The organism is Sulfitobacter sp. M39, from assembly GCF_021735935.1.
Lineage (GTDB): Bacteria > Pseudomonadota > Alphaproteobacteria > Rhodobacterales > Rhodobacteraceae > Sulfitobacter.
The window spans coordinates 2,275,712-2,294,180 of record NZ_WMDZ01000001.1 but is presented as its reverse complement, the minus strand read 5'-3'; the positions used below and the strand labels follow the sequence as shown (position 1 = coordinate 2,294,180).

Sequence of the window (18,469 nt, the reverse complement as noted above, 5' to 3'; positions counted from 1 at the left end):
CCTATTCCGCGGGGTCTGCTGCCGCCTGCCGGTTGACCCGCGCCAGAAGCAGCATCAGCGCAAAGGCGAGCGTCGCCAGCGTCAGTACCGCGCCGATCAGCGGGGTGATCGTGCCGTTGAACATCAGCCCGATGGGCGATGCCAGCATAGCCGCCATCACCGTCGACACCGCCCCGATGACCGACGCCGCCATGCCGGCGATATGGCCCAAAGGCTCCATCGCCAGCGCGTTGAGGTTGCCCATCACCAGCCCCACCTGAAATAACAGCGACGCCTGCCACATCAGGAAAAAGACAAAGCCATAGGGCTCGGGCAGATCGCCCAGACCAAGACCCAGCATCAGGCCCGACAGTACGATCTGCAGGCCAAGCGCAAGGATCACGATCCGCTGCATGCCCAACCGGACGACCAGCAGCGCGTTCAGCAGGCTCGACGTCCCCGAGATCAGCGCCGCGACGCCAAACCAGAAGGGGAAGCTCTCGGCGCGGTCATAGACTTGGTCATAAATGGGCTGCACCAGCATCAGCGTCGAGAACAAGAACCCCATCACCAGCGTCTGCACCGTGATCGACAGACACACCATCGGGTTGCTGAAAATCTCTTTCACCGCGTTCCACAGCAGGCCAATCTGCAACGGCCGACGCTTGGGCTTGGGCAGCGTTTCAGGCAGGCGGAGCATGGCCCAGACCACACAGGTTGCCGAGAAAACGATGAACGACAAGAATACGCCACGCCAATCGGACAGGGCGATGATCACAGCCCCCATCGCAGGGGCAAAGGCGGGAACCACGACAAAAATCATCATCACAAAAGACATGATCTTGGCCATCTGCCGGCCCGAATAAAGGTCGCGGATCACCGCAAGCGCCACAACCCGAGGGCCCGCAGCCCCCACACCCTGCACCACCCGCGCGATCAGCATCACCTCAAGCGATTGGCTAAGCCACGCCACCATAGCCCCCGCGATATAGATCGCAGATCCGAGGTAGATGATATTCTTGCGCCCGAAAGCATCCGACAGCGGGCCGGTGACAAAAGTGCCCATCCCCATCCCCAGAATAAAGGCGGTCACGATCAACGGGACTTTGGTCATATCCAATGGCGACAGCTCTGCGCCGATCTCGGGCAGGGCAGGCAGCATCGCATCGGTCGAGAAAGCAATGATTGCAAACATCATCGCAATCAGCGCCACAAACTCGGGGCGGCTCATGTTGATGTCGGGGCGGTCGTCGGTCATCCATCGGCTCCATCGTAACGGTGGGCCGCAGGGCGCAGCCTATGGTGTTCATAAGGCTGCCTTACAGATAGTGCAATCGGCGTCGCGCCGTCAGCTGGCTTGGGCGCGCTGGCGCTGCTCTGTCGCGCGGACGGTCACCGGCAAACGCAATACCTGAACGATCTCGTCCAGTCCCGACACCGGCAGGGAAAGATGCGCCGGCAAGGCCAATACCGAGACGTTGTAATTCACGATATCGCTGCGCACCTGATCCCATGTCTCAAGCGGAATGACCCGCGAGACATAGCGGCACCGCTCCAGCACTGCACGGCGGGCAGCAAAGCCCAGATGCGCCGGACGCCCCGCACGCTGACAGAACTGTTCGCTCTGGCAGCCGACGACCAGATCGCTGCCCATACGGGCCAGCTGCCGCAGCCAGTCGGCGTGACCGGTGTGGAACCCGTCGAACCCGCCATAGGTCAGGATCGTCCGCGTGAGTGGCGTGGAGGGTGTGAAGCTGGACGGGCGCGCCGCCGGTGTCACCACCGTCGCCCGCCCGCGTCCCATAAAGGGAAAGGGGATATCGTATTTCATGCTGCCCGCTCGATCTGGATAGGGGTCTTTGCCCCTTTATCCGATTGATTCTAGGCGGGTTTCAGCACAAAGGCAAAGCCTTTCTGCCCCTGACTTCCAGCCCGGGCGCGTGGCCTCAGCCTTCGTTGCGCAGCTCGGCCAGCACTTTTTTCCAAAGCTCTGGCGGCTGCGCGCCCGGCACCGCGTGACGCCCGCCCACGATAAAGGTCGGGACGGAGTTGATGCCCATCTCGCGGCTGTGCGCGTCGCGTTTGCGGATGTCTTCCATATCCTCATCCGTCGCCAGAAGACGCGTCACGACAGAGGCATCCATCTCTATCCCGTCGGCGATATCGGCAAGCACCTCGGCATCGCCAATATCGCGCGCATCGACAAAATAGGCTTTGAACAACGCCGATACCGCAGCGGTCTGGCGCCCCTCGATCCCGGCCCAATGAATCAACCGGTGGGCATTCAGCGTGTTGGGGGTGCGCTGCATCGCCTCGAAGTTGATCTTGAGTCCGGCTTTCTCGGCATGTTCCACCACAGGGGCATAGGCGCGCACCGCACCTTCCTTGCCGCCGAATTTGCCTTCCAGATAGGCACGGCGGTCCATCCCGTCGGCAGGCATGTCGGGGTTCAGCTGGAACGGGTGCCATTCGATCGCGAAAGGGTGGTCCGGCTCGCTTTCCAGTGCGCGGTCCAGATGGGCCTTGCCGATATAGCACCAAGGGCAAATCGGGTCGGACATGATATCAAGCTTGATCGTCTGGGTCATCGTTGTGCCTCATAGGCTGCACGCAAGGACCGGCGCAGCAGTTTGCCATTCGCGCCCATCGGGAGCTCTGGCAGGTGGATGAAAAGGCGCGGCTGCTTGTAGCGCGCCATGTTGTCTTGTGCATAAAGCGCCAGCGCGGCCTCGTCCAGCGGGCTGTCGGCCGTATAGAAGGCCGCGATCACGGTCACGTCGGGTTTAACCTCGACCTCCGCCGCGCCGACAGCATGGATGCCGGGGAATTTGGCGAGGGTTTGTTCCACCTCGATCGGCGAGACGCGGAACCCGCCCGCATTCATCATATCGTCATTGCGCCCCAGATAGGTGATCTGCCCATCCGTGCCCATGACACCTTGATCGCCGGTCAGGAACCAGTCACCCTGATATTTCTGGGCCGTTTGATCCGGCGCGCCAAGATAGCCGAGCATCAGCCCCGGGTCGCTCTTGTGGATCGCGATGGTGCCCTCTTGGCCGATCTCCACCGGGCCTTCCGTTCCGATCAACGCGATGCGCCGCCCGTCCTGAGGCTGGCCCAATGTGCCCGCCCGCGCCGGACGGTCGGGAGAGGCGGATAGGAAGGTCGAACACTCCGACATGCCGTAGGCCTCGAAGATCGGCGTGCCGCTGGCGGCCTCCCATGCGCGGGCAACGGCCGAGGGAAGCTTTTCCCCCGCGCTTAACCCGTGGCGCAGGCTTGGCACGTTGATCCGGTCGTGGTGTTTCAGGATCTGACGGTAAACCCCCGGTGCGGCTGCAAAAAGGCTCGCCTCATGCCGCGCCATCAAGGCAGGTAAATCCGCAGGCGCCACGCCCGCAGCCGGGATCAAGGCGGTGGCACCGGCGGTCCAAGGGTCCATGAGACCGGTCCCCAGCGTATAGGTCCAATTGAACGCGCCTGCATGCATCACCCGATCCTCGGGCTTCAGATCGTACCAGCCGCGCACCATCATCTGCCGCGCCCAGATGGCGCGATGTGCGTGCATCACCGCGCTCGGCCGGCCCGACGTGCCAGAGGTATAGATGATATAGCCCAGCCGGTCGGGGTCGCCCATATGCCAGGGGGCCGCGGGCAAATCGCGCATGGACCTGAGCTGGGCCAGATCAACGGTTGTGTCATTTGGCGGGCAGGGCACGGCGGGATCACGCAAGATCGCCTTGGGCGCGAGGGTGGCGATGATCGCGGCGACCTCCGGCTCTGTCAGCGCGGCGGCGGTGGGGACAGGCACCAAGCCTGCGGCCAGCGCGCCCAGATAGGCCAGCGGGAAATCCACAGTATTGCCAAGGCGCATCAGCACGATGTCACCCGGGTGCAGCCCCATGCCCAGCAACCCCGTCGCGGTGCCGCGCACGGCGGCCTCAAGCTGGTCGAAACGCCAGGCTTCAACGCGATCGGGCCCGACAATGGCAAGCGCTGTCTTGTCGCCCAAATCGGCGGCGCGGCCCAGAACATGGGCGGCAAGATTGAACGGGGCGGGGCAAGGCGCAAAGCCGGTGGACGCAGAGACGGACAACATGCCCGATCGCTACCTCGCGCGCAGCAGCGTTGCAAGAGCTCCGGCGCGGCGCTATAGCCAGCGCATGACGCAAGACGGCCCGAAATCCATGATCCAGATCGCCCGCGAAAGCGGCGAGACGGAAACCGCCCCGCCCGTTGATCTGGGGGCGCGCGTGCGCGAGCTGCGCAAGGCGCGCAACTGGACGCTTGAGCAAGCCGCCAATCAGGCCGGACTGGCCCGTTCCACGCTCAGCAAGATTGAGAACGGCCAGATGTCACCCACCTATGAGGCGCTGAAAAAGCTCGCCGTGGGGTTGGAAATCTCGGTGCCACAGCTCTTCACGCCTCCCTCGGCGGGGCAGATCAACGGGCGCATGGCGGTCACCAAATCGGGCGAGGGGGCGGCCAAGGCGACGACCACCTACGAGCACACGATGCTGGCCGACACATTGCGCAAAAAGCAGATGCTGCCCTACCGCGCGCGTATCCGGGCCCGCCGGATGGATGAATTCGACGGCTGGGTGCGCCATGACGGGGAAGAGTTCCTTTACGTGCTGACCGGCGTCATCACCCTATACACCGAATTCTACGAACCCGTCGAAATGCGCCGCGGCGACAGCGCCTATTATGATGCGACGATGGGGCATAACGTCGTCTCTACCAGCGATGAGGACGCCACGATCCTTTGGGTCACATCGCTCACCTAACCGACAGGCCCGCGCTTCATTTTGCCGAATAAACTCTCCCCGAAGGGCCGCTACGCCACAGGCACCGCCGCCTGATCCCTATACGCGTCGCTTACTGGTCCGGTTCAATCCACCAGACCTCGGGCATATAGTTCGGCCCGTCGCCATAGAGCGGCACGTGGGAGGGGTATTTCAACGCTGCGACATGGGCGATGCGGTCTTCGGTGAACTGCCAGAACGGGATGACATAGCGCCCGGCGGTCAGCACGCGATCCAGCGCGCGCGTGGCGGCGGTGAACGCCTCGGCGCTGCTGGCCCCGACCATCGTATCGATCATCGCGTCAATGGCGGGGGATTTCACGCCCATTAGGTTGCGGCTGCCTTCCTGATCGGCAGCTTCCGACCCCCAGTAATAACGTTGCTCGTTACCCGGGCTAAGCGAGAGGGCGCGGCGGAAGATGGCCATGTCAAAGTCGAAGGCCGCGTTACGCGCGACGAATTGCGCGTCATCCACGGCGTCCACGCGGGCGGTGATGCCCAGACGGGCAAGGGCCTGGATATAAAGCTCGGCAATGGCGATATTCTCGCTGCTGCCTTTGGACAGCAGAATGCTGAACGACAAGGGCTGCCCGTCAGGCCCCCGCATGGTGCCGCCATCGGCGCTGAATCCCGCGTCGGCCAACGCGCGCATGGCGCGGCGGATGCCGGCGCGGTTGCGGGCAGATCCGTCGGACACGGGCAGCGCATAGCCGTCAAGCGCGCCGGCGGGCAGGTCGCTGGCAAAGGGGGTCAACAACTCGGCCACGCGGCCGGTGGCGGGGCCGTCTTGCATCGCCAGCGGAGAGTTCGAGAAGTAAGAGGTTATGCGCGGTTGCGCCCCGCCGGTCAGCGTCTCGTTGATATACTCAAAGTTAAAGGCCGCGATCAGCGCCTCGCGCACACGGATGTCGTCAAACGGGGCGCGGCGGGTGTTCATGACCAATCCAGTCATGCCAGAGGGTTTGCTATGGGCGAAGGTGGATTTAACCACATCACCGCGCTGCACGGCGGGGAAGTCATATTGCGTCGCCCAGCTTTCGGCGTTGAATTCGCGCAGGGCGGAAATCTCTCCGGCCTTGAACGCCTCGAACAACACATTCGCGTCGCCATAAAAGTCGAGCTTTATCTCGTCGATGTTATGGGTGCCTTTGCGAAACGGCACATCCTTGCCCCAGTAGTCAGGGTTGCGGGTCAGGGTGACCTGTTTGCCCGCCTTATAGTCGCTGACAACATAGGGGCCGGAGCCCAACGGTATCTCCGCCAGCGGGGCGTTGGCGAAATCGCGGCCCTCCCATTGCGCCTTGCTTAGAATCGGGCGCATCCCTGCCAGCAGGGCCAGCTCTCGGTTATCGGTGTTGAAAACCATTTTGACGCTGCGCGGACCGGTCTGGGTGATGCTGTCGATCTGGGCATAAAGCCCGTGGTAGCGCGGGTGCCCCTCTGTGCCGAGCATTTCGTAGCTAAAGATCACATCCTCGGGCGTGACCGGACTGCCATCGGAGAAACGCGCCTCGGGTCGCAGGGTGAATTCGACCCATGACCGGTCCTCTGGCACATCAATCGATTCGGCCAAAAGCCCGTAAAGCGCGAAAGGTTCATCCCACGAACGGCCCATCAGGCTTTCATGGGTAAAGAACGGCAACTGCCACGGAGAGGTGCCCTTGCGCACGAAGGGATTGAGGCTGTCAAACCCGCCGGTGTTGCCCAGAACAATCGCGCCGCCTTGGGGTGCGTCCGGGTTGGCATAGGGCAGCGACACAAAATCAGGTGGGAGGGCAGGGTCCCCATACATAGATATACCATGCGCGGGCTCGGCGCGGGCGAATCCACTGAGAAGAATCAGTGAAGAAACAGCTGCAACTGCCCGACAGCTTTGGAAAAATTTAAACGCCATTTTAGCAACAATCCCGCTCTGCCCTTGTTTTATTAGCGTATTCCTTAGCGATGCGGCGGCTACAGTTCAAACTTTAAGCTTGGATTACGGCGGCGAATTGCGTATAACGAACTCACTGCTCGATAGGTTTCTTGCCTGTATGAAACCTGCCTCAATAACTTAACGTCCGCTTCGTGCGGACGTTTTTTTTTGCCCGTGATCCGGCAAATGTCCGGGCAGCAGGGGCATTCCGCCGGGGTGCGGAATTAGCCGTTTCCATTCGTTTCGCAGCCCGCCATGATGCACATGCAGAAACGCTAGGAGATTTTCATGGCTTACAGCATCGATCTTTCAGGAAAAACAGCAGTCATCACGGGGTCCAATTCCGGTATTGGGCTTGGCATCGCTTGGGCATTGGCGCGGGCGGGGGCGGATGTTGTGCTGAACTCCTTTACCGACCGCGACGAAGACCACGCCATCGCCAAAGACATCGCCGATGAAACCGGCGTTACCGCGCGCTATATCAAGGCGGATATGTCGAAAGCCGAAGACTGCCGCCAGCTGATCATCGATGCAGGGCGCTGCGATATTCTGGTGAACAACGCGGGCATCCAGCATGTCGCGCCGATCCCCGACTTCCCGACCGAGAAATGGGACGCGATCATCGCCATCAACCTCAGCTCTGCGTTTCACACCACCGCAGTGGCCCTGCCGATGATGCGCGAGGCGGGCTGGGGCCGCGTGATCAACGTCGCTTCGGCTCACGGGCTGACGGCCTCGCCCTATAAATCCGCCTATATTGCGGCCAAGCACGGGATCGTAGGGCTGTCCAAAACCACCGCGCTGGAAACGGCCGAAGACCCGATCACCTGCAATGCCATCTGCCCGGGCTATGTGCTGACCGATATCGTAGAAAAGCAGATCCCCGACACGATGAAAGAATACGACATGTCGCGCGAAGAGGTGATCAAGAACGTCATGCTCAAGCGTCAACCGTCGAAAGAGTTCGCCACAGTCGAACAACTGGGTGGCACCGCAACTTTCCTGTGTTCCGAGGCGGGGGATCAGATCACTGGTACGACGATCAGCGTCGATGGTGGCTGGACCGCCCTGTAATATATCACGCGCGCGCGGGATACCTCGCGCGCGCCGACTGGCGGAGCATCTAGATGCAGAAAAAACAGATCAACCTTGCTCTACAGGGCGGCGGCGCGCATGGGGCCTATACCTGGGGCGTGCTTGACCGGCTGCTGGAAGAGCCAGAGCTTGAGATCAGCGGTATTTCCGGCACATCAGCTGGCGCACTGAACGGCGCTGCGTTGAAGGCGGGGCTGATCAAGGGCGGGCATCAGGCCGCGCGCGATAATCTGGATTGGCTGTGGGACAGGGTGGCTGGTGTCGGGAACCTGCATCTAAACGGCTGGATGGCCCCCTTTGGCGTCGGGGCGCTTAGTCAGGCGATGGCCTATAGCTGGCCGGTCATGCTCAGTACGGCGATGACGCAGATCGTGTCGCCTTATGTCTACGGTCCGCTCTATCGCAACCCGCTGCGCGATATCGTCGAGACGTTTGATTACGAACACATATGCGAGGCGGCGGGACCACGACTGTTTGTCAGCGCGACCAAAGTGCGCGACGGCAAGATCCGCGTCTTCGAGAAAGAAGAGATCACGCCGGACGCGATCCTCGCCTCTGCCTGTCTGCCGACACTGTTTCAGGCGATCGAGATGGAGGATCCAAAATCGGGCCGGCGCGAGGCGTTCTGGGACGGGGGCTATACCGGCAATCCGGCGCTTTTCCCGCTGTATTCTTCGGACCTGCCGGGGGATATCGTCATCATCAATATCAACCCGCTTGAACGGGACGAACTGCCCACCACGCCGCAGATGATCCATAATCGAGTGAATGAAATCAGCTTTAACTCCAGCCTATTACGCGAACTTCGTGCGATCCACTTTGTGCAGAACCTGCTGGATCAGGGGCGTGTCGAAGAGGGCCAGATGCAACGGTTGCGGATTCACATGATCGCTGACGATGATCTGATGTCGCAGCTGTCTACCGCGACCAAAAGCGTGCCGAACGGGGCGGTGATCACCGCGCTTAAATCCGCGGGCCGCACCTCGGCCGAGCGGTTTTTGCAAACCGATATCGATAGTGTGGGCAAGCGCAGTTCGGTGGATCTGCGCAAGATGTTCAGCTAGGGGAAATGCGGTCGGGCCGCGGGGACGCGGATGGGTCCACCGGCACCGGTTTCTTTGGCGGATAGACCAGACCGGCAGAGATCACCAGCTTGGCCGCGTCCTCGACCGACATGTCAAGCTCGGTCACATCCTTTTGCGGCACGAACAACAAAAAGCCCGAGGTCGGGTTGGGCGTGGTTGGCACAAACACCCCCACAAGGTTCGACCCTTCACCTCCTGCGGCGGCGACCTCTCCCTTTGCAGGGATAGAGATAAAACCAAGTGCCCACATACCCTTACGCGGGTATTCTATCATGCAGGCGGTTTCAAAGCTGCGCTCTGACTGGGCGAAAATCGTTTCCGAAATCTGCTTGATGCCAGAATAAATGGTCCGCACCACAGGCGTACGCTCTACCAGACTTTCGGCGAAACGGATGAACGACCGGCCGATAATGCCCTTGGCCAGCCAACCGACGATGACCGTGAACAGCAAGAAGATGACGACACCGATGCCGCGCACGTTGATCTGCGCAGACGGGTCCAACCCGAAATACGTCTGGATCAGCCGATCAGGGTGATAGGCCAGCGGCACCATCGGCAGCACGATCCCGTCGATCCAGCCGATCACGGTCCAGATCAGCCAGATCGTGAGGCCGACCGGCGCAATCACCACCAGCCCCGTCAGGAACGAAGCCCTGATCCGCGCGAACAAGGTCCGGCGCGGTGCGGGAGGAAGAGGCGGCGTAAACGGTGTGTTCATGAATGAAGGTTATCCCACTGCAGCAATGCGTTAGAGCTAGGGCGTTTCACGCGTTGCTACAATGGAGGACGCATAATTATTAAGCTTTATGCGTCTTTTGACATAAGCGCAGCCGCAATTTTGGACGCAAAACGGGCGTTGTTGCGCACCAATGCGATGTTCGCGGTCAGCGACCGGCCTTCGGTCAGTTCAAAGATGCGCTGCAACAGATAGGGGGTCACGGCCTTGCCGCTGATGCCGTGGGTATTGGCATCGGCTTGGGCGGCCTTGATGATCGGTGCCAGATCAGCGGCGGCGATTTCGTCCTCTTTTGGGATCGGGTTGGCGACCAGCTGCCCACCGGGCAGACCCATATGACCGCGCATTTTATGGGCGGCGGCGATATCTGCCGCGTTATCCATGCGCAGGGGCGATTTCAGCGGGGAGGTGCTGCTCCAGAACGCGGGGAAGCTGTCTTGGCCGACGGTGATCACCGGTACGCCCTGCGTTTCCAGCACCTCGAGCGTTTTGGCCACATCCAGAATGGCCTTGGCCCCTGCGGCGACAACGGTCACCGGCGTTTGGGCAAGCTCCATCAGGTCGGCAGAGATATCAAAGCTGTCTTCCGCGCCCTTATGCACGCCGCCGATACCGCCGGTGGCGAAAACCGCGATCTCGGCCAGATGAGCGGCGATCATCGTCGCGGCAACCGTGGTGGCACCGGTGCCGCCCGTGGCGATACAGGCTGCCATATCGGCGCGCGACAGTTTGGCGACATTCTTGGCCTGCGCCAATGCCGTCAGCTCGTCGTCCTCCAGCCCGATGTGCAACCGCCCGTCGATCACTGCGATGGTGGCGGGGATCGCACCAGCTTCACGCACATCTGCCTCGACCTGACGCGCGACCTCTAGGTTTTGCGGATAGGGCATCCCGTGGGTGATGATCGTGCTTTCCAGCGCAACAACGGGGGTGCCATTCGCATGGGCTTTGGCGACTTCGGCAGAGCGGTGCAGGGGAATCATATTTTGGTCTCTCCAGAAACATATTGGGCAGCGGCACTAAGCGCTTGGGTCAGGGCCGCGTCTGGTGCCGCCCCTTTGATTTCAGCAGCGATATGCGCGGCCATGAATGTGTCACCAGCACCGGTGACGCGGGTGACAGAAACGGGCGGCGGGTTCTGGGTGATCAGACCGCTTGGCGCACCCACCGTCGCGGGATTGCCGCCATCGGTCACCACCGCGCGCACCGCACCGCGTGACAGCAGCGCTGTGGCCGCATCGCGCGAATTGTCGAATGTCGCCTGACACAGCAGACCCGCTTCTTCGAGGTTGACGTAAAGCGTGCCGCGCTCTGCCTGCAAAAATGGCGCGAGCCGCTGCGCCTTGCCCGGTGACGCAGGGGCGACGCGCAGATCGGCATGCTCAAGCAGGGGGCTACGGGCCATGTGCGACAGCAGGTCCAGCGTCAGATTGCCATCCAGCGCCACGGCTCCGCGGTACGGGGTGGGCAGCGATCCGTCTTCGAAGGGGCGCAGAATCTTGTCGCCCGCAGCCTCAAGCGAATGAGCATCGGCAATGGCGGCGATCAGGCCGTTCGTGCCCTCAACCGCCATATAGCGGTCCGTGGGCAGATCATCCGAGCGGTACACGTGATCCGTATGCAGCCCGCGCAGCTTGCACGCGGCAATCAGCTCGTCCCCTTCAGGGTCGCGGCCGACGGCGCTGATGAGGGCGGGGGACAGCCCAAAGCGGGCCAGCGCCATCGCGATATTCAGCGCAACGCCACCGGGCAGACGCGAGATGCGTCCGGGCATATCAGAGCCCTGCCGCATGACCGTATCGCCACGGCCGATAATGTCCCAAAGCACGGAACCGATGCAGAGAATGTCAGGTGTATGTGTCATGCCGCCGGTATGGCCCAACCGCTATGGCGGGCGCAAGGCGCGGCGGCGCGAAAAGGCCTATTCCGGCACGGCAAATGTCAGCGATGCCCAAAGGCTCTCCCATTGGGGGCTGGTGGGGGTGGTTTCCACGTCCGGGGCAGGGCGCAGCACCACGGCATCCACCAGATAGGTCATCCCCGCGGTAACCGGAAATTGCACGTGCCCCGCGTCATCCGTCCGGTATTTGGTCACAGTGACGTTCTTGTCTGCGTCGCGTTCATAGACTTCAACCTGCACATCGCGGCGCGGCTCTTGCTGGTAGGTCAGCGCGACCTCCATCTGCTGATCGGCCTCAAGTGTGTAGGGGTTGGTGAGCGCGACCAGTTCGGTTTCAAGGCCCAGAGCTTTGTCTTCGCCTTGTCCGTCGCCGACAGCGATCAGCGCCTTGGAATAGCGGCTATAGCGTTCGCGGACCTTGTCTTGGGGATAGCCCTTCGAGCGGTGCTCGGCCAATGCCTGCATGAAATCCTTATGCACCGTAAATCCGACGAATGTTTGCCAGTCTTTATAGGTCAGCATTGTCGCCTTGGACTGGTGCCCGACGATTGCCAGCCCTTCCTGACCCGGCGCGGTCATCTTCAGCGCCGGGATATCGCCCATGCGTGCCGTGACCGGCACGGTTTCCCCGTCAAAAGTCACGTCAAACCGTTCGGTGCTGTTCGGGAAATAGGCGAGGCGTGTGCCTTCGAACAACTCACCGTTGCGGATGTCGGTTGTCATTTCGGCGCCGGGCTGTACTTGATACGCGGGCGCGTCCAACCAGAATTCATGCGCAGTGACAGTCGAAGTTGGTAATAAGAATGATAGTACGAGTACGAAACGGGACAGAAACATGACAAAAACCTTTTATAAACTGATACTCAAGCTGGCCTATGTGCTGGTTTTGTCAAGTGGGATGGCAGGGCTCGCGCAGGCGCATGAAGTCGTGCCGACCATCGCCGATATGCAAAGCAGCGACGGTCAGGTCACGCTTGATCTGCGCGTGAACCTAGAGGCGCTGATGTCCGGCATTGATCTGGACGCGGTGGCCGACACGAATGATGCCGAAAATGCCATTGATTACGACAGCTTGCGTGCCTTGCCCGCCGATGAGGTCGCGGCCCGTGCGCCGGAATTGCTGGCCCAGTGGAACGCGCTACCGCTGCTGCGTGCCGATGGCGAGCCTGTGGCGCTTGAGGCAGTGGCGCTGACGCTTCCCGAAGATGTGAACCCCGAACTGCCCCGCATCGCCGAATGGTCGCTGCAAGGAACGGTGCCGCAAGACACGCGCGGGCTGGTGGTGTCATGGCCCGATGGGTCGGGCGCGCTGGTCCTGCGCCAACAAGGGGTAGAAAACCCCTATACCGGCTATCTGGACGGTGGCGCGGAAAGCCCCGAGATTTTACTTGCGGGCGGCGGACAGCAATCCGCGTGGGAGGCGTTTACCAGCTATATTCCCGTCGGGTTTGATCACATCCTGCCCAAGGGGCTGGATCATATCCTGTTTGTGCTGGGGCTGTTTTTCCTGTCGACGCATCTGCGCCCGCTGATCTGGCAGGTTACGGCATTTACGGCAGCGCATACGGTGACATTGGCGCTTGGCGCGCTTGGCTGGGTGACTGTCCCCGGTAGCATTGTCGAGCCGTTGATCGCCGCCTCTATCGTCTATGTCGCGGTCGAGAATATCTTTCTTGCAGGGCTCAGCCCGTGGAGACCGCTGGTGATCTTTGGCTTTGGTCTGTTGCACGGGCTTGGTTTTGCGTCGGTGCTGGGAGAATTCGGCTTGCCGCAAGACCAGTTCATCCCTGCGCTCATCGGGTTCAACATCGGGGTAGAGATCGGGCAGCTCACCGTGATTGCCGTCATGTTCCTCTGTGTCTGGCAAGCGTTGCGGGTGATGCGCGGGCAGGGTGACCCGCGTGCGGCCAAGGGGCTTTATGTGGCGCTGACGGTGATTGCGCTGGCGCTGTGCATCGTGCCGATGCCCGCCGTGGCCGCGCTGCTGGAGGCACCGGTGCTGGTGTTCCTGATCCCGCTGGCGCTGGTCTTTACTGGGTGTTTCCTGTCGGTGCAGTTCCGTCAGGTCGCGGCACCCTACCGTCGCTTTGTCGCCATCCCGGCCTCGGTCGCGATTGCGGTCATCGGGGCCTATTGGTTCGTAGAGCGGGTGTTCCTGTAACACCCGCCCTGCGCGGTTACTTCATCGCGGCAATCAGATCAGCGAGCGCCTGCTGGGGTGTTTCGCTGGTCCAGATTTCATCCCCGATGCCGAAAAAGTCGGTAACGGGGGTGAGCGCGCGGATCAGATCGGTGTTGAGCCCGCCTTCGGCGACGACCGGCACTTCAATCACTTCGGACCACCATTGGAACAGGTCTTGTTCGGCGTGGGTGCCATCGTCCAGCAGGGACGCGTTCACCGGACCAAAGCTGATGTAATCCGCACCCGCTTCGCCTGCGGCCATGCCGTCGTGACGCGAGCCGTTGCAAAAGCTGCCGACAATGGCGTCATCGCCCAAGGTCTTGCGCGCATGACGCACGGAGCGTGCCGCATCCGACAGATGCACGCCGTCAAGCCCCAACCGTTCCGCCAGCAAAGTGTGATCCGCAATCACCAGCGCAATGTCACGCGCGTCGGTGACGCCCCGCAGCGCATCCGCCGCGCGCATCACGCGATCTTCGTCACGGGTGCTGAGCGCCAGACGCACGCAGGCCACATCATGCGCATCCAGCACACGCGCCAGCTGGTCGGGAAAGCTGGAGAGCTCAAGCTCGGGCGGGGTAATCAGGTAAAGCTGCGGCTGTTCGGGCGTATCCATGGCTTGCTGTCCTTTGCGTTATTGCGCGTCAATTAGCGGATCACGCGGGGAAAGAAAAACTTTTATGCCTTCGGCGAGGATTTTTTCCCATTTGGAAGGCGGATGGAGCGCCCCGTCGTTCTTGCGAGGTGCGCGCAGCGCGCGTATGAGGTGCCCATGAATGATACAGTAGAACACCCGCAGATCCCGGCCTTTGTGCTTGTGCGCCCGCAGATGGGCGAAAACATCGGTGCCGCCGCACGGGCCATGTGGAACTTTGGCCTTGATCGCATGCGCATTGTCGCGCCGCGTGACGGCTGGCCGAACCCTTCGGCCGTTGCTATGGCCTCGGGTGCAGGGCGGTTGCTGGATGAGGCAGTGATCTATGATGATGTCGCCGGTGCTGTGGGCGACGCTGCCTTTGTTTTTGCCACCACGGCGCGTGATCGTGATCTGACCAAGCCAGTGTATAGTCCTGAAGCAGCCATGGCCAAAGCCGCGCAGATGATCCGCGAGGGCCGCCGTGTGTCGGTGCTATTCGGGCCGGAACGGGCAGGGCTTGAGAATGACGATATCAGCCGCGCGAATGCGATTGTCTCGGTGCCGGTAAACCCTGCCTTTGCCTCGCTTAACCTTGCGCAATGTGTGTTGCTGATGGGTTATGAGTGGATGCGCGCGCAAGGCGATGTTGTGTCCGAGCAGGTCGAGATGGCGGGCACCGACTGGGCCGACAACAGCGAGATTGAACATCTCGCACGGCATTTCGAGGAACGTCTCGACACCGCCGGCTTCTTCTACCCCGAGCACAAGGCCGCCAGCATGAAGATCAACCTGCGCAACATGTGGTCGCGCCTGCCGCTGACCCGTGCCGATGTGCAGACCTTGCACGGCACCCTGCGACAGATGGTACGTTGGAAAGAGCGCGGCTAGACCTTTGTGCGCTTGTGTCCTACTTCTGCACAAACCCTAGCAGACGAGAGGCACCATGGCCGAAAAACGAAAGCTGTTCGAGGACGTAGGCGAGGCACAGGCCGCGCGCCCTGTGGCACAGGCTGGCGGCATTGACCGCGGGCGGGGTGGGGCACGACGTGGCATCCGTATCTGGCTGTTCATCCTATTCGCATTGGTCTTTGTGATGATCGCCGTAGGCGGTCTGACCCGATTGACCGACAGTGGCCTGAGCATCACCGAATGGAAGCCCTTTACCGGAGCCATGCCGCCGATGAACGAGGCGGACTGGCAGTCGGAATTCGCCAAATACCAAGAGATTGACGAGTTCCAGGTCCAGAACTCCTGGATGGAACTGTCTGATTTCAAAGCAATCTACTGGTGGGAATGGGGCCATCGGCAGTTGGGCCGGGTGATTGGTCTGGTCTGGGCTGTCGGGTTCTTGTGGTTTCTTTTGCGTCGCCAGATCCCCGTTGGCTGGTCCGGGCGTTTGCTTGTGTTGGGCGGTCTTGGCGGTCTGCAGGGTGCGATCGGCTGGTGGATGGTGTCGTCGGGCGTCACCAGCGGAGAGGCGGTTCTGGATGTCGCCAGCTACCGTTTGGCCACGCATCTGGGGCTTGCCTTTGTCATCCTTGGGTTCATCACCTGGTATGCGTTGCTCTTGGGCCGAAGCGAGCGTGACCTGATGCAGGCGCGACGCGCCAAGGAGGCGAAACTTTTCGGCATGTCGACGGGCCTGTTGCATTTTGCCTTCCTGCAGATCCTGTTGGGCGCGCTGGTCGCGGGGATCGATGCGGGGCGGTTCTTTGTTGATTGGCCGCTGATGCAGGGGCAGTTCTTTCCGCCTGACGCCTTCAGCATCACGCCGGTCTGGCGCAACTTCTTTGAAAACCCCGGGCTGGTGCAGTTCATGCACCGCATGGCGGGCTATCTGCTGTTTGCCTTTGCTGTCGTGGTCTGGCTGCGGGGCCGTAAATCGGCACATCCCAATACGCGCAAAGCGTTTAACCTGATGATGATCGCGATGCTGGGGCAGATTGGCTTGGGCATTGTGACCGTGATCAACGCCGCACCGGTACATATCGCGATCTTCCATCAGGTGCTTGCCGTGGTGCTGTGGGTGCTGATCCTGCGCGCCCGCTTCCTGAGCGCCTATCCCATTCCGACATCTGTACGAGGAAAATCCTGATGAGTGCTTTTGATGAGCTGATGGCGTTCCAGCGCGAAACCGAGGCGCTGGCACAGGTCGCGGGCCGGTTGGGTTGGGATCAGGAGACCGTCATGCCACGCGGGGCCGCCCCGCAGCGTGGCGAGGAGATGGCGGCGATGGAAGGCGTGCTTCATGCGCGCCGTGTGGATCCGCGCATCCCCGAATGGCTGGACAGGATCGACGAAGCAGCGCTGAACCCCGTCGGACAAGCGCAGCTGCGTGACATCCGTCGCAGTCACGCGCGCAGCTCTAAAGTGCCCGCAGCCCTTGCCGCGCGCATCGCTCGGGTCACCTCGGAGGCGCAAGGCATCTGGGCCGAGGCGCGCGCCGCCGATGATGTCGCGGCCTTTGCGCCAACCTTGGCCGAGGTGATCGCGTTGAAGCGCGAAGAGGGGCAGGCGCTGGCTGCTGGCGGCGATGTCTATGACGCGATGCTGGATGATTACGAACCCGGTGCGCGTGCTGCCGAGCTGGAGGCGATGTTCGGCGCATTGCGCCCCGAGCTGACGCGCCTGCGCGAAGCCGTGCGCGCCGCCGAAGCACCGCCGGTGCTAGAGGGCCGCTTTGACGCGGAGACCCAGATGAAGCTGACACGTCAGCTCGCCACCACCTTCGGCTATGATATGTCCATGGGGCGCGTGGATAAGGCCGTGCATCCGTTCTCAAGCGGGTCCGGGCTTGATGTGCGGATCACCACACGCACCAACGAGTTGGACCCGTTCAACTGTTTCTATTCGACCATCCACGAGGTCGGGCATGCCTGCTATGAGCAGGGCATCGACAAGGACTACCTTTTGACGCCGCTTGGGGCTGGTGTGTCTATGGGGGTGCATGAGAGTCAAAGCCGTATTTACGAAAACCAGCTTGGCCGTAGCCGTGCGTTTAGCGGCTGGTTGTATGGTCAGATGCGCGATGCCTTCGGTGATTTTGGCGTGGCGGACGAAGAAACCTTCTACCGCATCGTCAACCGTGTCTCTGATGGCTATATCCGGACCGAGGCCGATGAGCTGCAATACAATCTGCACGTGCTCCTGCGGTTTGATCTGGAACGCGCCCTTATGGCTGGTGATCTGCAGGTCGGTGATCTGGAAGCCGCATGGAATGACAGGTTCGAGGCCGATTTCGGTTATGCGGTTGACCGGCCCTCGAACGGCGTGCTGCAGGATGTGCATTGGTCGGTCGGGTTGTTCGGGTATTTCCCGACATATTCCTTGGGCAACGTCTATGCCGGGTGCCTGAATACGGCGCTGCGCCGCGATGTACCGGAACTGGATGCGCAATTGGCGCAGGGCGATACCTCTGCGGCGACGGGCTGGCTGCGCGAGAATGTCCAACGTCATGGCGGGCTTTACGCCCCGCGGGATCTGATCACGCGCGCCACCGGGGAGCAGCCGAGCGAGGCCCCTTTGCTCTCTTATTTGACTGAGAAATTCAGCACTCTATATAAACTATAAGCTGGCCATGTGCTAAAATGGTCGGTTGTGCAGTTATTGTCTTGATCAAACTGGGCGCGAACCTAAGATCAAGTTTGCTATTGCACCGTGAATATGCGATATGATGACCAAGATTTTTGACCTTCGCAAACTGGAGAAATTATTATGACACGCTTTACAGCATTCGCCGCCGCACTTTTGATGACTGCCGGCGCAGCTTCCGCCCAAGTTACAACCCAAGCCGCTGTTGGTGGTGATTCCGGCGTTGCCGGTTACCCGACAACAGTTGTTGGCGCAAACGGCGTTACTTACGCTTGCCAGGCACCAACAGAAATCGATGGTGTACTTGCACGCCGTTGCATCGATCCAAGTGCCGCCGGTGGCGTTGGTTTTGAGGGTCTGAGCCCTGCCGCAGCCGGTGGCGTTGCAGCAGTTATCGTTGCGGTTGCAGTTATCGCAAACAACGATGACGATAGCACGTCGACAACGACTTCGACTAACTAATTTCTGTTAGTGTGATTAGAATATAAAAAGCGCCCTTTGGGGCGCTTTTTTTGTGCCTACGAGCTTTTTGTAGCTGGATAAA

The 18,469-nt window shown here is 61.1% G+C and carries 18 protein-coding genes; 8 read left to right on the top strand and 10 right to left on the bottom strand.

Annotated elements, in window-relative coordinates:
• Window position 1: 1 nt before the first annotated feature.
• From GLP43_RS11125 to GLP43_RS11110, 4 genes are all read right to left on the bottom strand, one after another.
• Entirely contained in the window at window positions 2-1,237 is a 1,236-nt protein-coding gene (locus tag GLP43_RS11125; RefSeq protein ID WP_237279355.1) for a multidrug effflux MFS transporter, read from the bottom strand.
• A 90-nt stretch (window positions 1,238-1,327) separates the two neighbouring features.
• A complete protein-coding gene (locus GLP43_RS11120) occupies window positions 1,328-1,810 on the bottom strand; it encodes an adenylyltransferase/cytidyltransferase family protein (RefSeq protein WP_237279354.1) in 483 nt (160 codons plus the stop codon).
• Between the two features lie 115 nt (window positions 1,811-1,925).
• The gene (locus GLP43_RS11115) at window positions 1,926-2,567 is read right to left on the bottom strand and encodes a DsbA family oxidoreductase (protein ID WP_037964336.1); all 642 of its coding nucleotides are present in this window, start codon (window positions 2,565-2,567) and stop codon (window positions 1,926-1,928) included.
• Window positions 2,564-4,078: a class I adenylate-forming enzyme family protein gene (locus GLP43_RS11110; RefSeq protein WP_237279353.1), complete on the bottom strand. Its 1,515-nt coding sequence runs from the start codon at window positions 4,076-4,078 to the stop codon at window positions 2,564-2,566. The genes GLP43_RS11115 and GLP43_RS11110 overlap by 4 nt, the downstream gene beginning before the upstream one ends.
• 64 nt (window positions 4,079-4,142) lie before the next feature.
• Between GLP43_RS11110 and GLP43_RS11105 the strand changes: the two genes are divergently transcribed.
• Complete coding sequence (locus tag GLP43_RS11105; RefSeq protein WP_039912303.1) at window positions 4,143-4,766, top strand: helix-turn-helix domain-containing protein; 624 nt, start codon at window positions 4,143-4,145, stop codon at window positions 4,764-4,766.
• Between the two features lie 91 nt (window positions 4,767-4,857).
• Here the strand turns inward: GLP43_RS11105 and GLP43_RS11100 are convergent, their stop codons facing one another.
• Window positions 4,858-6,576, bottom strand: a complete 1,719-nt coding sequence (locus GLP43_RS11100; protein WP_237279352.1) for an extracellular solute-binding protein — start codon at window positions 6,574-6,576, stop codon at window positions 4,858-4,860.
• A gap of 423 nt (window positions 6,577-6,999) precedes the next feature.
• Between GLP43_RS11100 and GLP43_RS11095 the strand changes: the two genes are divergently transcribed.
• A complete protein-coding gene (locus GLP43_RS11095; protein WP_237279959.1) occupies window positions 7,000-7,773 on the top strand; it encodes a 3-hydroxybutyrate dehydrogenase in 774 nt (257 codons plus the stop codon).
• Window positions 7,774-7,826: 53 nt separating this feature from the next.
• Complete coding sequence (locus GLP43_RS11090) at window positions 7,827-8,858, top strand: patatin-like phospholipase family protein (RefSeq protein WP_237279351.1); 1,032 nt, start codon at window positions 7,827-7,829, stop codon at window positions 8,856-8,858.
• Here the strand turns inward: GLP43_RS11090 and GLP43_RS11085 are convergent.
• The 4 genes from GLP43_RS11085 to GLP43_RS11070 form a co-directional block, all read right to left on the bottom strand.
• On the bottom strand, window positions 8,851-9,597 hold the full coding sequence (locus tag GLP43_RS11085) for a DUF502 domain-containing protein (protein WP_237279350.1): 747 nt from the start codon (window positions 9,595-9,597) through the stop codon (window positions 8,851-8,853). The genes GLP43_RS11090 and GLP43_RS11085 overlap by 8 nt on opposite strands.
• A gap of 86 nt (window positions 9,598-9,683) precedes the next feature.
• Window positions 9,684-10,598, bottom strand: coding sequence for a pseudouridine-5'-phosphate glycosidase (locus GLP43_RS11080; RefSeq protein ID WP_168592010.1), 915 nt, complete (start codon window positions 10,596-10,598; stop codon window positions 9,684-9,686).
• Window positions 10,595-11,479 (bottom strand): PfkB family carbohydrate kinase, encoded by an 885-nt coding sequence (locus GLP43_RS11075; RefSeq protein ID WP_237279349.1) that lies wholly within the window; start codon window positions 11,477-11,479, stop codon window positions 10,595-10,597. Before GLP43_RS11075 ends, GLP43_RS11080 begins: the two co-directional genes overlap by 4 nt.
• A 57-nt stretch (window positions 11,480-11,536) precedes the next feature.
• Window positions 11,537-12,352: a DUF4198 domain-containing protein gene (locus GLP43_RS11070; protein ID WP_272903194.1), complete on the bottom strand. Its 816-nt coding sequence runs from the start codon at window positions 12,350-12,352 to the stop codon at window positions 11,537-11,539.
• Here GLP43_RS11070 and GLP43_RS11065 point away from each other — a divergent pair.
• On the top strand, window positions 12,351-13,676 hold the full coding sequence (locus tag GLP43_RS11065) for a HupE/UreJ family protein (RefSeq protein ID WP_237279347.1): 1,326 nt from the start codon (window positions 12,351-12,353) through the stop codon (window positions 13,674-13,676). The genes GLP43_RS11070 and GLP43_RS11065 overlap by 2 nt on opposite strands.
• 16 nt (window positions 13,677-13,692) lie before the next feature.
• Here the strand turns inward: GLP43_RS11065 and GLP43_RS11060 are convergent, their stop codons facing one another.
• Complete coding sequence (locus tag GLP43_RS11060) at window positions 13,693-14,313, bottom strand: thiamine phosphate synthase (RefSeq protein WP_009824730.1); 621 nt, start codon at window positions 14,311-14,313, stop codon at window positions 13,693-13,695.
• Between the two features lie 156 nt (window positions 14,314-14,469).
• Between GLP43_RS11060 and GLP43_RS11055 the strand changes: the two genes are divergently transcribed.
• From GLP43_RS11055 to GLP43_RS11040, 4 genes are all read left to right on the top strand, one after another.
• Window positions 14,470-15,222 (top strand): RNA methyltransferase, encoded by a 753-nt coding sequence (locus GLP43_RS11055; protein WP_237279346.1) that lies wholly within the window; start codon window positions 14,470-14,472, stop codon window positions 15,220-15,222.
• A 55-nt stretch (window positions 15,223-15,277) separates the two neighbouring features.
• Complete coding sequence (gene ctaA, locus GLP43_RS11050; protein ID WP_237279345.1) at window positions 15,278-16,429, top strand: heme A synthase; 1,152 nt, start codon at window positions 15,278-15,280, stop codon at window positions 16,427-16,429.
• Entirely contained in the window at window positions 16,429-17,904 is a 1,476-nt protein-coding gene (locus GLP43_RS11045) for a carboxypeptidase M32 (RefSeq protein ID WP_237279344.1), read from the top strand. The genes ctaA and GLP43_RS11045 overlap by 1 nt, the downstream gene beginning before the upstream one ends.
• A 144-nt stretch (window positions 17,905-18,048) precedes the next feature.
• Window positions 18,049-18,387 carry a hypothetical protein gene (locus GLP43_RS11040; RefSeq protein ID WP_237279343.1) on the top strand — a complete coding sequence of 113 codons (339 nt, stop codon included), beginning with the start codon at window positions 18,049-18,051 and terminating at the stop codon, window positions 18,385-18,387.
• Window positions 18,388-18,469 lie beyond the last annotated feature (82 nt).